Source organism: Ideonella sp., from assembly GCF_041918995.1.
GTDB lineage: Bacteria > Pseudomonadota > Gammaproteobacteria > Burkholderiales > Burkholderiaceae_C > Ideonella.
In genome coordinates, this window is sequence record NZ_JAYRUN010000010.1 from 158,311 (window position 1) to 174,681 (window position 16,371).

15 protein-coding genes are annotated in these 16,371 nt (G+C 74.1%); 2 read left to right on the forward strand and 13 right to left on the reverse strand.

Annotated elements, in window-relative coordinates; all coding sequences use genetic code 11:
• Nucleotide 1: 1 nt before the first annotated feature.
• Genes ACE3UN_RS11135 through ACE3UN_RS11185 form a run of 11 tightly spaced genes read right to left on the reverse strand, consistent with a single transcriptional unit; the run spans nt 2 to nt 12,129 of the window.
• Nucleotides 2–1,192, reverse strand: coding sequence for a DegT/DnrJ/EryC1/StrS family aminotransferase (locus ACE3UN_RS11135; protein WP_374675012.1), 1,191 nt, complete (start codon nt 1,190–1,192; stop codon nt 2–4).
• On the reverse strand, nt 1,189–1,845 hold the full coding sequence (locus ACE3UN_RS11140; protein WP_374675013.1) for a class I SAM-dependent methyltransferase: 657 nt from the start codon (nt 1,843–1,845) through the stop codon (nt 1,189–1,191). The genes ACE3UN_RS11135 and ACE3UN_RS11140 overlap by 4 nt, the downstream gene beginning before the upstream one ends.
• On the reverse strand, nt 1,842–3,080 hold the full coding sequence (locus tag ACE3UN_RS11145) for a glycosyltransferase family 4 protein (protein WP_374675014.1): 1,239 nt from the start codon (nt 3,078–3,080) through the stop codon (nt 1,842–1,844). The genes ACE3UN_RS11140 and ACE3UN_RS11145 overlap by 4 nt, the downstream gene beginning before the upstream one ends.
• Entirely contained in the window at nt 3,077–4,156 is a 1,080-nt protein-coding gene (locus tag ACE3UN_RS11150) for a glycosyltransferase (RefSeq protein ID WP_374675015.1), read from the reverse strand. Before ACE3UN_RS11150 ends, ACE3UN_RS11145 begins: the two co-directional genes overlap by 4 nt.
• Complete coding sequence (locus tag ACE3UN_RS11155) at nt 4,153–4,773, reverse strand: acyltransferase (RefSeq protein WP_374675016.1); 621 nt, start codon at nt 4,771–4,773, stop codon at nt 4,153–4,155. Before ACE3UN_RS11155 ends, ACE3UN_RS11150 begins: the two co-directional genes overlap by 4 nt.
• 37 nt (nt 4,774–4,810) lie before the next feature.
• Nucleotides 4,811–6,088: an oligosaccharide flippase family protein gene (locus ACE3UN_RS11160; protein WP_374675017.1), complete on the reverse strand. Its 1,278-nt coding sequence runs from the start codon at nt 6,086–6,088 to the stop codon at nt 4,811–4,813.
• Nucleotides 6,081–7,175 carry a DegT/DnrJ/EryC1/StrS family aminotransferase gene (locus ACE3UN_RS11165; protein ID WP_374675018.1) on the reverse strand — a complete coding sequence of 365 codons (1,095 nt, stop codon included), beginning with the start codon at nt 7,173–7,175 and terminating at the stop codon, nt 6,081–6,083. The genes ACE3UN_RS11160 and ACE3UN_RS11165 overlap by 8 nt, the downstream gene beginning before the upstream one ends.
• Nucleotides 7,157–7,756: an acyltransferase gene (locus tag ACE3UN_RS11170; protein ID WP_374675019.1), complete on the reverse strand. Its 600-nt coding sequence runs from the start codon at nt 7,754–7,756 to the stop codon at nt 7,157–7,159. The genes ACE3UN_RS11165 and ACE3UN_RS11170 overlap by 19 nt, the downstream gene beginning before the upstream one ends.
• Nucleotides 7,757–7,767: 11 nt before the next feature.
• Nucleotides 7,768–8,736: a Gfo/Idh/MocA family protein gene (locus ACE3UN_RS11175; protein WP_374675020.1), complete on the reverse strand. Its 969-nt coding sequence runs from the start codon at nt 8,734–8,736 to the stop codon at nt 7,768–7,770.
• A 52-nt stretch (nt 8,737–8,788) separates the two neighbouring features.
• On the reverse strand, nt 8,789–10,741 hold the full coding sequence (locus ACE3UN_RS11180; RefSeq protein ID WP_374675021.1) for an FAD-dependent oxidoreductase: 1,953 nt from the start codon (nt 10,739–10,741) through the stop codon (nt 8,789–8,791).
• 44 nt (nt 10,742–10,785) lie between these two features.
• On the reverse strand, nt 10,786–12,129 hold the full coding sequence (locus ACE3UN_RS11185) for a nucleotide sugar dehydrogenase (RefSeq protein ID WP_374675022.1): 1,344 nt from the start codon (nt 12,127–12,129) through the stop codon (nt 10,786–10,788).
• Between the two features lie 110 nt (nt 12,130–12,239).
• Between ACE3UN_RS11185 and lysS the strand changes: the two genes are divergently transcribed.
• On the forward strand, nt 12,240–13,763 hold the full coding sequence (lysS, locus tag ACE3UN_RS11190; RefSeq protein WP_374675023.1) for a lysine--tRNA ligase: 1,524 nt from the start codon (nt 12,240–12,242) through the stop codon (nt 13,761–13,763).
• Nucleotides 13,764–13,841: 78 nt separating this feature from the next.
• Nucleotides 13,842–14,432, forward strand: a complete 591-nt coding sequence (locus ACE3UN_RS11195) for a pyridoxamine 5'-phosphate oxidase family protein (RefSeq protein ID WP_374675024.1) — start codon at nt 13,842–13,844, stop codon at nt 14,430–14,432.
• 120 nt (nt 14,433–14,552) lie between these two features.
• On the opposite strand, the gene ACE3UN_RS11200 is transcribed toward ACE3UN_RS11195, so the two are convergent.
• Together ACE3UN_RS11200 and ACE3UN_RS11205 are read right to left on the reverse strand one after the other, a co-directional pair.
• Nucleotides 14,553–15,368, reverse strand: coding sequence for an enoyl-CoA hydratase (locus tag ACE3UN_RS11200; RefSeq protein ID WP_374675025.1), 816 nt, complete (start codon nt 15,366–15,368; stop codon nt 14,553–14,555).
• A 73-nt stretch (nt 15,369–15,441) separates the two neighbouring features.
• Nucleotides 15,442–16,371 (reverse strand): DUF3108 domain-containing protein (locus ACE3UN_RS11205; RefSeq protein ID WP_374675026.1); only part of this gene is annotated, 930 nt, incomplete at its 5' end.

Here is a 16,371-nt window from a genome sequence, read left to right on the forward strand (position 1 = left end):
GTCATGCCGCCAGCGCGCGCCGCAGCGAGGCCGCCACGCGCTGCACGTCGGCATCCGTCATGCGGGTGTACAGCGGCAGGCTGAGCGTGCGTTCGTAGGCGTGCTGGCTGTGCGGGAAGTCCTCGTCGCGCAGGCCATAGCGCTCGCGCCAGTACGGGTGGCGGTGCAGCGGGATGTAGTGCACGCTGCAGCCGATGCCGTCGGCGTACAGCCGCTCGATCAGCGCGTCCCGCCCGAGGGGCGCCCCATCGGCCAGGCGCAGCACGTACAGGTGCCACGCGTGCATGTCGCCCGCCGGCGGCTGCGGCGGGCGCACCAGCGGCAGGCCGGCCAGGGCCTCGTCGTAGGCGGCCGCCAGCTCGGCGCGCCGGCGCTGGAAGGCGTCCGCGCGCTGCAGCTGGTGCAGGCCCAGCGCGGCGGCGATGTCGGTGAGGTTGTACTTGAAGCCCGGCGCCACGATCTCGTAGTACCAGCTGGGCACCTTGGCGGTGAAGCGGTCGAAGGCGTCGCGGCTCATGCCGTGCAGGCGCATCACCCGCGCCCGGTCGGCCAGCGCGGCGTCGCGCGTGACCAGCATGCCGCCCTCGCCGGTGGTGATGGTCTTGTTGGCGTAGAAGCTGAACACCGTGGCGTCGCTGGCCAGCGTGCCGATGCGCGCGCCGCGGTGGGTGGTGGGCAGCGCGTGGGCGGCGTCCTCCACCACCTTCAGGCCATGGCGCCGCGCCAGGGCCAGGATCGCCGTCATGTCGGCGGCCAGGCCGGCGTAGTGCACGGGGATGAGGCACTTGGTGCGCGGCGTGATGGCCGCTTCCACGGCGGCCGGGTCGAGGTTGAGCGTGGCCGGGTCGATGTCCACCAGCTTCACGTCCGCCCCCAGGTAGCGGGCCACCTCGGCCGTGGCGGTGAAGGTGTGCGTGGTGGTGATCACCTCGTCACCGGGGCCCACGCCCACGGCCTCGAGGGCGAGGTGCAGGCCCGCGGTGGCGGAGTTCACGGCAATGGACTGCAGCGACGCGTCACCCAGGTAGTCGGTGAACGCCGCCTCGAAACGGCGCGCCTTCGGGCCGGTGGTCACCCAGCCGGAGCGCAGGGTGTCCACCACCTCGGCGATCTCGGCCTCGCCGATCTCGGGCAGGGCAAAGGGCAGGAAGGGCGGCTCGGCGGACGGGGGAACGGGCGGCGGAGAGGTCATAGCGGCTTGTCGATCCAGGCCAGCAGGTGCGTGCGCAGCGCAGGCACGGCGTTGAACACGGTGTACAGCGACGGGTGGACGGCGGCCGCCCGGCGGGCGATGGGCGGCGCCAGCGTCAGCCGCCGCGCCTGCACCCGACCGGCAGGAAAGAGCTCGGCCAGGCGGTGGCGCGGCATGCCCCGCACCTGCGCGTTGTGCGGATTGTCCACGGTGAAGTCGTACCAGAGCACGGCGCCGCCCGGCTTCACCCAGCGCCACATCGCCTGGGCCAGGCGCTGCTGCACCGCCGTGTCCAGGACGGACGAGAACACGGTGACCTGGGCCACGATGTCCTGGCTGGCCGGGGCGATGGGCGCCTCGGCCGCGTCCCCGCCATGCAGCGTCACCGCGGCGGGCAGGCGCTCGCGCGCCATCTGCAGCCGCTCGGGCAGCAACTCGCAGCCGGTGAGGTGGGCGGGGGTGCAGCCCAGGCGCAGGAACTCCAGCAGGTTGCCGCCGGCGCCGCAGCCCACTTCGGTGAGGTGCAGCGCCGTCGGCTCGTGCCAGCCGCGGGCGAGCAGGCCCTGGTAGATGGCGCGCTGGCGCTCCTGCACCAGCTGCCACACGTCCGGACGCAGCAGGCTGTAGCGGTCGGCGGGCCAGCGGCGGCTCATGCCAGGGCTCCCGGGCGGGCGCCGCGGCAGGCGGCGACGAAGCGCTCGGCCAGCACGGGGTAGGTGTGCTCGGCCTGCACGAAGGCGCGGCCGCGCTCGCCCATGGCGCGGCGCTGCCCGGCCGGCAGGGCGAGCAGCCGGCGCAGGCCGTCGGCCACCGCGGCGGCGTCCTCGGGCGGCACGGTGAGGCCGGCGCCAGCCTCCGCCACCGGGTCGTTGCCGGCCTCCACGGAATGCAGCACCGGGCAGCCGGCCATCATGTAGTCCATCAGCTTGTTGGGCGCGATGCCGAAGCGGTAGATGGGCACACGCTGCCAGCCGATGTAGGCCACGTCCAGCGCGCGCAGGAAGGCCGGCACCTGGGCCTTCGGGATGGGCGGCAGCCAGTGCACATGGGCCAGCTGCTCACGTGCGATGCGCTGCACCAGGCGCTCGCGCTCATGGCCGTCGCCCACCAGCAGCAGCGTCACCGGCTCCTGGCGCAGGCGCCCGGCCGCGTCCAGCAGCGTGTCCAGCGCATTGGGCAGGCCCATGGAGCCGGCATGGCCCACCACCGCATGGCCCGCGGCGCGGGCGGTGGCCAGCGCGGCGGCCACGTCCGGCCGCAAGGCGGGCGGGTCGGCGGCCCAGTCGTCGGGCGAGATGCCGTTGGGCACGATCACCAGCTTGCGCAGGTCCAGCCCGCGGCCGGCCATGTGGGCGTGCACCTTGGGCAGCATGGACACCACCACGTCCGCCTCGCGGTACGCCGTCTTCTCGGCCCAGCCACACAGCAGGGCGAACGGGTGGCGTGGCGACATGCCGGACAGCTCGATGGGCGACAGCGGCCACAGGTCGTGCACCTCGAACACCAGCCGCGCGCCGGCCCGGCGGGCCAGGTGGCGTGCCACCCAGATGTCCATGGGGTAGGTGCTGGAGGCGATCACCACGTCCGGCCGCTGGGCGCGCACCCAGCCCCGTGCCCGGGCCATCACGCGGGCGAGGAACACGGCGATGTTGCGCACGCGGCCCAGGCCGTTGCCGCGGTAGGCCGGCGTGGCCAGCCAGTCGTAGGTGATGCCGTCGACCACCTCGCGCCCAGGGGCCGGCTGGCGCGCGCGCACATGCGAGAAGCTGGCCGCGACCATCTGCACCCGGTGGCCGGCGCGCACCCATTCGCGCGCCAGGTAGTACGGCCGGTACTCCATGCCCAGCGCGGGCGTGCCGGCGTAGTGGTTCAGGTAGAGGATGTTCACCGCCCCGCCTCCAGCCGCGCCACGTAGCTGTCCACCGCCGCCGGGAACAAGGCGAGCGCAGCCACCCACTCGCGCTGCGCGCGGCCGATCTGCCCGGCCCGCGCGGCCAGCGGGGCCAGGCGCGCCCGGCCGGGCCGCTCGCCCTCGGCCAGGATGAGGCCGTTGTCGCCGTCGCGCACCAGCTCGCGGTTGGCCGGCAGGTCCGACAGCAGCGGGATGGCGCCGTGGGCCATGGCCTCCAGCACCGAAACCGAGACCGAATCGCTCGCTGGCAGGCTGAGGTACCAGCGGGCGCGGGCGTACCAGCCGGCCTGCGTCACCGCGTCCAGCCGGCCGACGAACTGCACGCGACCGGCGAGGTCGGGCTGCGCGGCGCGCGCCTCCAGTGCCGGCCGCAGCGAGCCATCGTTGGCGACCACCAGCCGTGCCTCGGGCCAGCCGGCGGCCAGCGCCGCGAAGACCTCCAGCACCCGCTCGGGGCGGTAGATGGGCTCCAGCCCGCGGTTGGCGAAGCACAGCGCCTCGTCCTTGTCCACCGGCTCGGGCGGCAGCGCCTCCAGCCCGAAGGGGAACACCATCACCTCGGCCGCACCGAGCGCGCGCATGCGGTCGGCCATGTGCCGCGAGTCGCTCGTCGTCACGGCGCAGGCACGCAGCACGCGCTGGGTCAGCCAGCGCATCACGCGGCTGCGCTCGGGCGCGACGAGGATGTCCGAGCCCCAGGCCGAGCCGGCGATGCGGGCGCGCACGCCACCCAGGCGCACGGCGGCCCAGGCCAGCGTGCCGTGCGAGCTGAGGTAGTGCGGCGCCAGCCAGTCGGGGCGCACCGCGCGCAGCCAGCCCACCACGCGGGGCAGCGTGCGCAGCAGCGCCACGTTGCCGCCGGCGAAGCGGGGGCGGGTGTGCAGCGCCAGGCGACGATCGGCCGGCAGCACGGCGTCGAAGCCTGGCAGGAAGCCGCGCGAGGAGACCACCCACAGCGCCACCCGGCCGGCCAGCGCCGGAGCGGCGAGCGCGCGCGCCCACTTCAGCAGGTGCGGGCTCTCGCCGTCGCCGATCAGCACCAGTCGGATCATGCGCGGCCTGGCCCCCCGTCGCCCTGCCCGCCCGGCCCGTCCTGCGCGGCCCAGGCCTGGTAGAGCGGCTGCACGGCCGGATAGCGCTCCAGCAGGCGCGCGTCGGCGCGCCGCGTGTCCCCCACGATGCGGGCGGGACGGCCCTCGAGGATGGCGAAATCGGGGTACTCGCCGCGCACGAAGCTGCCTGCGCACACCAGGGTGCCGCGACCCAGCCGGGTGTTGGCCTCGATCAGGCTGTGCGGGCCGATGAAGCTGTAGGCCCCGATGGCAATGGGCCCGGCGATCCAACCCGGCCGCTCGACATGCGCCGGCCAGTTCACGTAGCCCTCGCCGAGCAGGCGCTGCGCACGGTGCGACGCATGCGTGACCAGGCTGCAGTGGCTGGTGACCTGCACGCCGTCGCCGAGCGTGATGCCGCCGCTGGCCTCGATGAAGTTGAACGGCCCGATGTAGACATGGTCGCCCAGCACGAGGCGGTCCTCGTGCTCCAGGCAGGCGGCCGGCGAGATGCGGGTGTGCGGCAACGACCGGCCGGCCGAGCGCTCGCCGAACACCATGCGGTACAGCAGCGCGCGCGCCAGGCGCCGCCGCCAGCGGTTCAGGGTGGCACGCATCAGGGCAGGCGCGCGCGTCGGCGCAGGAAGGAGCAGGTCACGGTCGCGATTGTTCCACCGCACCGGGTGCGGGCACGGGCCAGGTGGCCAGGCGCCAGAAGTACGCGCCGAAATACGCCGCCATGGCGACGGACACCGCCCAGCCGGCACCGGCCAGCCCGCCGGCCCACAGGCCGCCGGCCAGCGCCGCCACGAACACGGCCTGCCCCACCAGCGCCACGGACAGCGCCCAGCGCTGCGCCTGCCAGGCCATGGTCACCACGCCCAGCGGGCTGGCCACGAAGTGCAGCCCGATGTAGAGCGCCAGCGCCCGGGCCAGCTCGCCGGCGCCGCGCCAGTCCTCGCCGAAGGCCACCGCAAATGCCCAGGGGGCGGCCACCCACAGCAGCGCCACCAGCGGCAGCGCCAGCAGCGCCAGCAGCCCCATGACCCGCCGCACGGCCTGGCGCGAGGCCACGGTGGGCCCCGCGCCGCCCAGCCGGGGGTACAGCGCCTGCGACACGGCACTGCCCACCAGCGTGGCCGGCGCCTTCAGGTAGCGCAGGGCCAGGCCCCAGAACCCCGCCGCCGCGGGGCCGGCCCAGGCCGCCACGAGGGCCACCGCCACGGCATCCTGCAGGGCGCCGGCGAAGGCATGGGGCGTGTTCCACAGCGGGAAGTCCCGGTGGCGCCGCGCCACGTCGCGCAGCCCGGGTTGCCCCGCCGGCCCCTGGCCCCACGGCAGCCGCAGCGCGGCCACCGTGGCCGCCGCGGCCACCAGCGGGCCCGCCACCAGGCCACCCACGCCGGCGCCGGCCCAGCCGGCCGCCGCCTGCGCCAGCGCGCCGCCGCCATGCTGCAGCACGCGCGCGCCGGCCAGGGCCCGGAAGCGCTGTGCCCGGTTGGCCCAGAGCGTGGCGAGCGACACGGTGCCCAGCGCCGCCACCGCCACCGGCAGGGCCGCCGCCCAGGGCGGGCCGCCTGCCGCCATCCAGCCCAGGCCGCCCAGGGCCGACAGCAGCGTGGCCGCCGCCAGCAGGCGCAGGCACAGGCGGCGCAGCGCATGCGCCTGCCCCTCGTCGGCGGCCATCGGCAGCGCAAACTCGTAGCGGCCGCAGGCGGCGACCGCGAGCGTGGCCGCGACGGCAGCGAAGAGGTGGTAGTGGCCGAACTCCTGCGGCGTGTACAGGCGCGTCAGCCACGGCCCCAGCAGCAGCGGGAGCAGCTGGGCCAGGGTGCCGCCGGCCAGCAGCACCAGGCTGGCACGCCACAGGCCGGCCGCGGTGCCGGCGGGCGCCGGGTCCGGGCGTGGCGCGCCGGGGGGTGTCTCAGGCACCGGGCAGCGCACGCAGCGCGGCGGCCACGCGGTCCTGGTCGGTCTCGGTGAGGTCGGCGCTGAAGGGCAGGCACAGCACCTCGCCGGCCAGCCGCTCCGCCACGGGGCAGCCGCGCGCCGGGGCGAAGCGCTCGTAGGCGGGCTGCTGGTGCAGGGCGCGCGGGTAGTGCACGGCCGTGGGAATGCCCTCGGCCTGCAGCGCCGCCTGCACGGCGGGGCGGTCGGCCACCCGCACGGTGTACTGCGCCCAGGCGCTGTCGCGGCCACCGCGCACGGCCATCGGCCGGGCCGCCGAGCCGGCCAGCAGCGCGTCGTAGCGGGCGGCGCGCTCCGCGCGGCGCTCCCGCTCCCAGTCGAAGCGCGCCAGCTTGGCCAGCACGATCGCGCACTGCAGGGTGTCCATGCGACCGCCCACCCCCACCCGCGTGTGGTGGTAGCGCGCGCTCTGCCCGTGCACGCGGATCTCGCGCGCCGCCTGCGCCAGGGCGGCATCGGCGGTGAACAGCGCGCCGCCGTCGCCATAACAGCCCAGCGGCTTGCTGGGGAAGAAGCTGGTGGCGCCGAAGGTGGACAGCCCCGTGCTCGGCCGGCCGCGGTAGCGCGCGCCGAAGCTCTGCGCGGCGTCCTCCACCACCGCCAGCCCGTGGCGGTCGGCGACGGCCTGCAGCGCGTCCATGTCGGCCACCTGGCCGTACAGGCTCACCGGCATGATGGCCCGCGTGCGCGGTGTGACCGCCGCCTCGACCTGCGCCACGTCGATGAGACCGGTGTCGGGCTCCACGTCCACGAACACCGGCGTGGCGCCGGCCAGCACCACCACCTCGGCGGTGGCGGCGAAGCTGAAGGGTGTGGTGATCACCTCGTCGCCCGGGCCGATGCCCAGCGCCATCAGGGCGATGAGCAGGGCCTCGGTGCCGCTGGCCACGGTGATGCAGTGGGGCACGCCGGCGCGCTGGGCGAGGGCCGCCTCCAGCTCGGCCACCTCGGGCCCCAGGATGTACTGGCCGTGGTCGAGCACGCGCTGGATGGCGGCGTCGATCTGCGGCTTGAGCGCCGCGTACGGGGTCTTCAGGTCGATGAACTGCATGGCTGCACGGCTCCGTCGCTGTCCAGGCGATAGGCTTCGCCAGTGGCCGGGCAGCGGGCCTGGCCCTGGGCGTCGAAGGCGAGGCGCTCGCCATGGCGGCTCACCCAGCCCATGTGGCGCGCGGGGACGCCCGCCACCAGCGCGAAGGCCGGCACGTCGCGCGTGACCACCGCCCCGGCGGCGACGAACGCGTATTCACCCACCGTCACACCGCACACGAGCGTGCAGTTGGCACCCAGCGAGGCGCCGCGCCGCACGCGCGTGCGCCGGTACTCGGCCTTGCGCGGCACCGCAGCGCGCGGGTTGAGCACGTTGGTGAACACCACGCTGGGGCCGACGAACACCTCGTCGTCCAGCGTCACTGCGTCGTACACGGAGACGTTGTTCTGGATCTTCACGCCCGCGCCGATCTGCACGTCGTTGGCCACGAACACGTTCTGGCCCAGCGAGCAGCCCGCGCCGATGCGCGCACCGGCGCACACATGGCTGAAGTGCCACACCCGCGTGCCGGCGCCGAGTTGGGCGCCCTCGTCCACGATGGCGCTGGGGTGGATGAGCGGCGCGTCGGTGCCGGTCGCCATGGCCGGGCCCGTCATGCGCGCGCGCGCAGCGCGCGCGCGACGAAGGGATGGGCATCGACGCCGGCCGGCACCACCGGCGCCCGGCGGATGGCCTCGACCGTGGCCACGCAGGGCCGCGCATCGGCCAGGCCGTAGCCCCGCCCGGCAAGGATCTCGCGGTAGCTCACGGTGTGCAGGTCGGTGAAGCCCTCGGAGAACTCCAGCTGCTCGCCCGAGATGTCGATGCTGCGGAAGGTGGTCTTGCGGCCCCGCACCTCGTCGGGCAGGTCCCCAGCATCGATGGACAGGAACCAGCGCACCCGGGCGCGCTCGTATTCGAGGAAGCCGGCCGCCTTGTCCTCGAGCGACAGGTGCACCCGGCTGTCCAGCTGCCGGCCGAAGACGAAGTGCAGCATGTCGAAGAAGTGCACGCCGATGTTGGTGGCCACGCCGAAGGACTGGCGCGGGTCGCCCTTCCAGCTCTGCGCATACCACTTGCCGCGCGAGGTGATGTAGGTGAGCTCGACCTCGAAGCGCGTGTCGGCGGGTGCCGCCGCCACCTTCTCGCGCAGGCGCAGGATGGCCTCGTGGTGGCGCAGCTGCAGGATGTTCCACACCCGGCGCCCCGTCTCCTGTTCCACCTGCTGCAGGTCGTCCACCAGCGCGGCGGTGGGCACCAGCGGCTTCTCGCAGATGACGTCGGCGCCCAGGCGCAGGCCGGCGTCGATGTGGGCGTGGTGCAGGTGGTTGGGGCTGCACACCGACACCAGGTCCAGCGCCTGGCCGGGCTGGCGCCTGAGGCGGTGGGCATGGGCGAGGAACCGCTCGAAGTCGGTGAAGAACTCGGCCTGCGGCGCGTGGCTGTCGATGATGCCGACCGAATCGTTGCGGTCGTAGGCCACGACCAGCCGGTGGCCGGTGTCGGTGATGGCACGCATGTGGCGCGGGGCGATGTAGCCGGCCGCGCCCACCAGCGCGAAGTTCAGGGCGGGATTCTTCATCGGAGGGCGGTCACTGGGGGCGCGCCGATTGTCCCCCAGCGACGCCCGGGCCTCAGCGCAGTACCTGCCCGGCGGCCTCCAGGCGCCGCTGCAGCGCCGGCACGTCCAGGTCGTGCAGCGCCACGGACTGCTCCACGGTCATGGCCGCCGCCGTGCCGGCCGCCTGGCCCAGCGCCATGAAGGTGGGCTCCATGCGGATCGACGAATAGGCCATCGAGGTGGCCGACAGCGTGACCGGGTTGAGCAGGTTGTCCGCCTGCCCACGCCGCGGCAGCAGGCTGCGGTAGGCGATGCGGTAGCGCGGGTCGCCCGCGTGGCGCACGATGCGGAAGCCCTCGCTGACCACGCGGTCGGCACCGTTGATGCGGGCCACGGTGATCCGGCGCAGGTGCGAGTCGAGGTCGTAGCCGCCCATCGCGATGCTGTCCTCGGGCAGCGGCCGGCGGCCGTTGACGAGCACGTCGTTCTCGTTCGTGACGTACTCGCCCACCATGCGGCGCGCTTCGCGCACGTACAGCTGCGTGGGCCAGTGGCCGTTGTCCACGAACTCGTCGGCACAGCGGCCGAACCGGGCGACCTTGGCGTTGAGCGCCCCGAAACGCGGGTCGGTGCGCCAGAAGTGCAACAGGCCCTCGATGTAGCGCCGGTAGGCCGCCTCGATGGCCCGGCGGCCGGCGGCATCCGCCAGCGGATAGGCCTGGTTCCAGCCCGGTGCCGACATGTCGGTGGAGAACACCGAGCCGCCGTTGAGGTCGTACTTGTAATAGCCGGTCGTCCGCGAGCCGACCGTCCGGTAGGGGTTGAAGTACAGCTCGTCGAGCGGCTTGGTCCCCGCCGCGGCCATCGCCACCGCCACCCGGGCGGAGCCCTCGTAGCGCGCCGGGTCGAAGTCCGCCGGGCGGTCGAAGGGGATGCGGTTGCCCGGGTCGTCCGTGACGCACAGCCGGTAGTTGTAGGCCATGAGCCGGTCATCCGCGGCGCCCGGCGGCGGCCAGGACGGCGGCGCGGGCTCGACGAACGGAATCAGGCCGCTGGCGGGCTGACCGGGCACGAGGTAGGGGTCCACGTTCAGCCCATAGGGACGCGCCAGCTGGCCGAAGCCCGCGTTGTCCTCGATGTCGCCGGGTGGCACGCCGTCGCCGGCGAGCCGCGGTTCGCGGGCCAGGGTGAAGGTCACCCCGGCCGCCGCCATGAGGTCACCCTCGTAGCTCGCGTCGACGAAGACGCGTGCGGTGAGCTCCCCGCGAGCGGTGCCCAGGCCGGTGACGCGGGTGCCGTCCTTCATGACGGCCAGGAAGGGCAGCTGGCGCTGCACCGAGATGCGGGGTTGCTCGCGCAGCAGCGCGGTGAACACCTCGCCGGCCACGTGCGGCTCGAAGTCGTACGCGTCCGGGCAGGCCGCGTCGGTGGGGCAGGCCCCGTTCTGCCGCTCCCGTTGTCGCGCCCGGTCGAAGAACTCGGCGACGATGCCGCCGATGGGCTTGACGGGGGCGTCACCGACGTCCGTGTTGGCCAGGCCGCCGGTCATCATGCCGCCGATGCGCGCGGTGGGCTCGGCCAGCACCACCGCCCTCCCCGCCCTGGCGGCCGCGAGGGCCGCCGTGATGCCCGCCGGCGTGGCGCCATAGACCACGACATCGGGCGTGATGAGCTGCCAGGTGACCGACCGGCTCGTCATGGCGCCCGGCGGGCCGACGCTGACCTGCAGCGTGTGGGCGCCGGGCGCCAGGTCCTGGTAGGGCGCGAGTCCGCCGCCCGGGCCGGTGGCGCAGTTGGCCTCGGGCAGCTGGTCGACGCGACAGCGCATCTGGTCGCCCGGCCCCATGGGCGGCGTGAGCTGGAAGGCGATCGCGCCGGTCCGCCAGGGCGTGGACGCACTGTCGGCCATCAGCGTCACCGACAGCCCCTGCCCGTCGCCCGAGCCGGACCCTCCACAGGCGGCCAGTCCGGCGGCCAGCGCCCACGCCAGCGCGACCCGCCCGTCGCGCAGGTTCATTGCATGCATGTCGACTCCCTGAACCCGCCCGGCACCCGGGCGGCGGGCGCATGCTACAGGCGGAACACGGTGCAGCCCCATCCCGCGAGCACGTCGCGGTCGTACAGCGCCTTCACGTCCGCCAGCACCGGCCGTTCGCCGCGCAGCAGCGCCCGCAGCCCGGCCGGCTGCAGGGCCCGGTACTCCCGGTGGGCCACGGCCACCACCAGGGCGTCGAAGGGCGCGTCGTCCAGCGAGCCCAGCGTGATGCCGCATTCATGGTGCACCTCGGCCGCGTCCGCGTGCGGGTCCACCACCACCACCGTCGTGCCGTGGTCCTGCAGCTCGCGCACGAGATCGACGACCTTGCTGTTGCGGATGTCCGGGCAGTTCTCCTTGAAGGTGATGCCCAGCACGCCCACGCGGCAGCGTGGCACGTCGAGTCCGTTCTGCAGCATGCGCTTGACGACGTTGCGGGCCACGTAGCGGCCCATGTTGTCGTTGATGCGGCGGCCGGCCAGGATGACCTGCGGGATGTAGCCCAGGCGCTCGGCCTTGTGGGTGAGGTAGTACGGGTCCACGCCGATGCAGTGGCCGCCCACCAGGCCCGGGCGGAAGGGCAGGAAGTTCCACTTGGTGGCCGCGGCGGCGATGACCTCGGCCGTGTCGATGCCCATGCGGGCGAAGACCACCGACAGCTCGTTCATCAGCGCGATGTTCAGGTCGCGCTGCGTGTTCTCGATCACCTTGGCGGCTTCGGCCACCTTGATGCTGGGCGCCCGGTGCACGCCCGCCGTGACCACCGAGGCGTACACGGCCGCCACGGTCTCCAGCGTGGCGGCGTCGCAGCCGGAGACGATCTTGCGGATGGTCTCGAAGCGGTGCTCGCGGTCGCCCGGGTTGATGCGCTCGGGGCTGTAGCCGGTGAAGAAATCCACCCCGTGGCGCAGGCCGGAGGTGGCCTCCAGCACGGGCACGCAGTCCTCCTCGGTGGCCCCGGGGTACACGGTGGACTCGTACACCACGATGTCGCCCTGCTTGAGCACGCCGCCCACGGTGCGCGAGGCCGCCACCAGCGGCGACAGGTCCGGCTGGTTGGCCGCGTCCACCGGCGTGGGCACGGCCACGATGTAGAAGTCGGCGGCGCGCAGATCCTCCACCGCGTCGGTGACCTGCAGCCGCGCTGCCGCCAGCTCCTCGGGCGCGACCTCGCCGGTGCGGTCGTGCCCGGCGCGCAGCTCGGCCACGCGGGCAGCCTGGATGTCGAAGCCGATCACCGGCCGGTGGGTGGGCGCCCGGCGGCCGAAGGCCACCGCCACCGGCAGCCCCACGTAGCCCAGGCCCACCACGGCGATGCGGCGCTCCGCAGCGGGCTGGGCGGCGGGCATGGCGGGCCGGTCGGGTGTCTGGGTCGGCATGGGCGGCATCGGAGCGGGCAGAACAGGCCATTCTAGGAGGCCGGGGGGCGGGCAACTCCTAGAATCGGGCCCTTTCCCTGACGCCCCGACGCCGCCTGCGCGCCGCCCGTATGAGCCACGACCACGCCCCCGCCACCCCCGCCGCCGACGACAACCAGCTCATCGCCGAACGGCGCGAGAAACTGGCCCAGCTGCGCGTGCAGGCCCAGGCCGAGGGCCGCGCGGCCTTCCCCAACGACTTCAAGCCCAGCCACCATGCGGCCGACCTGCACCACCGCCACGGCCAGGTGCCCAACGAGGAGCTGGAGCCCCAGGGCGTGAAGGTGGCCGTGGCCGGCCGCATGATGCTCAAGCGCGTGATGGGCAAGGCCTGCTTCGCCACCCTGCAGGACGCGTCCGGCCGCATCCAGCTGTACGTCACCCAGGACGCCGTGGGCGCGGAGGCGCTGGCCGCCTTCAAGCACTGGGACCTGGGCGACATCCTCGCCTGCGAGGGCACGCTGTTCCGCACCAAGACGGGCGAGCTCTCCGTCAAGGCCAGCGCGGTGCGCCTGCTCACCAAGAGCCTGCGGCCGCTGCCGGACAAGTTCCACGGCATGACCGACCAGGAGCAGAAGTACCGCCAGCGCTACGTGGACCTCATCACCGACGACGCGGCCCGCGCTCGCTTCGTGGCGCGCAGCAAGGCCGTGGCCTCCATCCGCGGCTTCATGGTCGAGCACGGCTTCCTGGAGGTGGAGACACCCATGCTGCACCCCATCCCCGGGGGTGCCAACGCCAAGCCCTTCGTGACCCACCACAACGCGCTGGACCAGGAGATGTTCCTGCGCATCGCGCCCGAGCTCTACCTCAAGCGCCTCATCGTGGGCGGCTTCGAGCGGGTGTTCGAGATCAACCGCAACTTCCGCAACGAAGGCATCAGCGTCCGGCACAACCCGGAGTTCACGATGATGGAGTTCTACGCGGCCTACTGGAACCACCAGGACGTGATGGACTTCACCGAGGCCGTGCTGCGCCATGCCGCGCGCGCGGCCACCGGCTCGGCGGTGCTCACGTACGCCGGCAAGCCCGTGGAGCTGGACAAGCCCTTCGCCCGGCTGTCGGTGCGCGAGTCGCTGGTGGTGCACGCCGGCTGCACCGACGCCGAGTCCACCGACGCGGCGGCCCTGCACACCAAGCTCAAGGCGCTGGGCGAGGAACCGCCGGCGCACTGGACGCTGGCCGAGCTGCAGTTCGGCCTGTTCGAGGCGGTGGTGGAGGAGAAGCTCTGGCAGCCCACCTTCATCGTGGACTACCCCGTGGAGGTGAGCCCGCTGGCGCGCGCCTCGGACGCCGACCCGACCATCACCGAGCGCTTCGAGCTGTTCATCACCGGCCGCGAGTACGCCAACGGCTTCTCGGAGCTGAACGACGCCGAGGACCAGGCCGCGCGCTTCCATGCCCAGGTGGCCAACAAGGACGCCGGCGACGAGGAGGCGATGTACTACGACGCCGACTTCATCCGCGCGCTGGAATACGGCATGCCGCCCACCGGCGGCTGCGGCATCGGCATCGATCGGCTCATCATGCTGCTGACCGACAGCCCCAGCATCCGCGACGTGGTGCTGTTCCCGGCACTGCGGCGAGAAGGGTAAGCCCCTGTATCGGCGCAGCCGCTGGCTTGAGGCGGATCAACGGTGCCCCGCCGCGGTGCGCCCCATGATGGCCGCGCCATGCCCGACGCCCCCGCCGCCCCTGCAGGCCCCCCGCCCGACCTGACGCTGCCCGAGCTGCGCGAGCGGCTGTGGGACGAGCTGGTGGCGGCCGCCGGCCAGCGGGCCCACCCCTGGCGCACGCCGGTGCTGGCCACGGTGGGCCAGGCCGCCGATGGCGCCGTGGCCGCGGACGCGCGCACCGTGGTGCTGCGCGAGGTGGACGCGCCGGCGCGGGAGCTGGTGTTCTTCACCGACGCGCGCTCCCCCAAGGCGGCGCAGCTGGCCGCCCATCCGCAGGCCACGCTGGTGTGCTGGTCGGCGGCGCTCGGCTGGCAGCTGCGGCTCGCCGTGACGCTCACGCTCGAGCACGAAGGGCTGGCGGTGTCCACCCGCTGGGCACGGCTGAAGATGTCGCCCGCGGCGGACGACTACCTCTCGCCCCTGCCCCCGGGCACCCCGGTGGCCCACCCGGCGCCCGAACGCGGCACCCGCGCGCACTTCGCGGTGGTCACCGCCCGCGTCGATCGCATGGACTGGCTGGCCCTGGCCGCCACCGGCCACCGCCGCGCCGCCTTCGACGCCGACGGCGCCCGCTGGCTGCAGCCGTAGCGCCCAGTCCGGCGGCGCTCGCAGGGCCGCCGTCGCCAAGTGGCGTGCGCGGATCCGGCTCTGCCGGTCCGCTGCGCGAGCCCCCTCGGGGGGCAGCCCCCTGGCAAGGGGGCGTGGGGGTCAACGGAATTTCGGTGCGCGCTTGTCCAGGAAGGCGGCCATGCCCTCGCGCTGGTCGGCGGTGCCGAACATGGCGTGGAACAAGCGCCGCTCGTACCACAGGCCGTCGCTCAGCGAGGACTCGAAGGCCCGGTTGACGGCCTCCTTGGCGGCCATCACCGAGATCTGGCCGAAGCCGTTGATCTTGGCCGCCACGGCCAGCGCCTCGTCCATCAGCCGGTCGGCCGGCACGACGCGCGACACGAGGCCCCAGGCATCGGCCTCGGCCGCGCCGATCCAGCGGTTGGTGAGCACCATGTCCATGGCCTTGGCCTTGCCGATGGCGCGCGGCAGCCGCTGGGTGCCGCCCGCGCCTGGCACGACGCCGATGGTGATCTCGGGCTGGCCGAACTTGGCGTTGTCGGCGGCGATCACCATGTCGCACATCATCGCCACCTCGCAGCCGCCGCCCAGCGCCACGCCGGCCACCGCAGCGATCACCGGCTTGCGCACGCGGCGCATGGTCTCCCAGTTGCGCGAGATGTACTCGGTGGCGTAGGTGTGGCTGAAGTCGTAGTCCTTCATCGCCGCGATGTCGGCGCCGGCGGCGAAGGCCTTCTCGTTGCCCGTGACGATGATGCAGCCGATGCCAGGGTCGGCGTCGAAGGCCAGCAGCGCCTGCCCCAGCTCGTCCATCAGCTGGTCGTTCAGGGCGTTCATCTGCTTGGGCCGGTTCAGGCGGATCACGCCGGTCGCCAGCGCGCCGGTGGCGGCGTCACCGCCGTGGCGCTCGGTGAGGATGCAGGTGTAGGCGTTGGCGGGGGTCGGCTCGCTCATGCGTTCGGTCTCCGGGGTCTGTTCAGCAGGGGTGCTTCACTATACGGGCGCGCCGGGCGAGGGGCGCGGCGGCTCAGCGCACCGGCGCCGCCTGCAGGGGGGGCCGCTTCAGCCGCATCTCACCGTAGCTTTCGGCGCTCTGGCGCAGCACGATCTTCACCGGCAGGTACTGCAGCGAGGGCGCCACCCAGATGTGCACCAGCCACTCGTTGCCCCGCCGGCTCTGCGGCCGCGGCTCCAGCGGCACTGCGTCCACCTCGCCGAAAGGCAGGCTCAGGCGTTCGGCGGGCCGCACGTCGTAGGTCCAGCGTCCCACCCGGCGCGGCAAGGCGAGCGGGAACTCCACCACCCGGCCCGGTTGCAGGCGGTCGGGGCCGGTGAGGAACAGCCACGTCATCTGCACGAACTGGCTGGCCGTGTCCTGCACGCCCTCGGGCAGCGGCGCGTCCTTGCCGTTGGCCAGCTGCACCCGGCCGTCCTCGAAGCGCACCGTCTGCCGGGTGGTGCGGAACAGCTGGTCGGTCTCCTCGTCGTAGCGCAGCGGCACCAGGCCCTGGGGCCCCAGCCGCCCGTCGCTGAGCATGCGGCGGGCGCCGACGGGGGGAATGCGCACCTCCAGGCGCACCTGGTAGCGGTCGCCCTCGCGCAGCCAGTCCACGCGGGCGCTGCCATAGGCCGGGCCGCGGTAGTAGCCCTCGAAGTCGTAGTCCAGGCGCGTGGACGGCGGCCAGTCGAAGGCCAGCGCCCCGGCCGGCACCCCCGCGGCGGCCGACCCGGCCGGCGCCGAGGCGGCGGGCGGTTCGCTGGCCGGCGCCGACGCGGCGGCGGGCGCCTCCGGGGCCGCCGCGGCCACCAGGGGGGCCGGCTCGGGCACCAGCTCCGCCGGAGGTGCCGGCGTGCGCGCGGCGGCGGCCACCGGGGCAGGCGCGGGCGGCGGGGCGGACGCGGGGCGGGCGGGAGGGCGGGCCGTGCCCCCCGGCCGCCGCCGGGGGGGGGGCGACAA

Bases quoted from the DNA above. Each gene is read 5' to 3' on its own strand.
- ACE3UN_RS11135 (WP_374675012.1), bottom strand. From the start codon at position 1,192: ATGACCTCTCCGCCGCCCGTTCCCCCGTCCGCCGAGCCGCCCTTCCTG.
- ACE3UN_RS11140 (WP_374675013.1), bottom strand. From the start codon at position 1,845: ATGAGCCGCCGCTGGCCCGCCGACCGCTACAGCCTGCTGCGTCCGGAC.
- ACE3UN_RS11150 (WP_374675015.1), bottom strand. From the start codon at position 4,156: ATGATCCGACTGGTGCTGATCGGCGACGGCGAGAGCCCGCACCTGCTG.
- ACE3UN_RS11155 (WP_374675016.1), bottom strand. From the start codon at position 4,773: ATGCGTGCCACCCTGAACCGCTGGCGGCGGCGCCTGGCGCGCGCGCTG.
- ACE3UN_RS11165 (WP_374675018.1), bottom strand. From the start codon at position 7,175: ATGCAGTTCATCGACCTGAAGACCCCGTACGCGGCGCTCAAGCCGCAG.
- ACE3UN_RS11170 (WP_374675019.1), bottom strand. From the start codon at position 7,756: ATGGCGACCGGCACCGACGCGCCGCTCATCCACCCCAGCGCCATCGTG.
- ACE3UN_RS11175 (WP_374675020.1), bottom strand. From the start codon at position 8,736: ATGAAGAATCCCGCCCTGAACTTCGCGCTGGTGGGCGCGGCCGGCTAC.
- ACE3UN_RS11180 (WP_374675021.1), bottom strand. From the start codon at position 10,741: ATGCATGCAATGAACCTGCGCGACGGGCGGGTCGCGCTGGCGTGGGCG.
- ACE3UN_RS11185 (WP_374675022.1), bottom strand. From the start codon at position 12,129: ATGCCGACCCAGACACCCGACCGGCCCGCCATGCCCGCCGCCCAGCCC.
- lysS (WP_374675023.1), top strand. From the start codon at position 12,240: ATGAGCCACGACCACGCCCCCGCCACCCCCGCCGCCGACGACAACCAG.
- ACE3UN_RS11195 (WP_374675024.1), top strand. From the start codon at position 13,842: ATGCCCGACGCCCCCGCCGCCCCTGCAGGCCCCCCGCCCGACCTGACG.
- ACE3UN_RS11200 (WP_374675025.1), bottom strand. From the start codon at position 15,368: ATGAGCGAGCCGACCCCCGCCAACGCCTACACCTGCATCCTCACCGAG.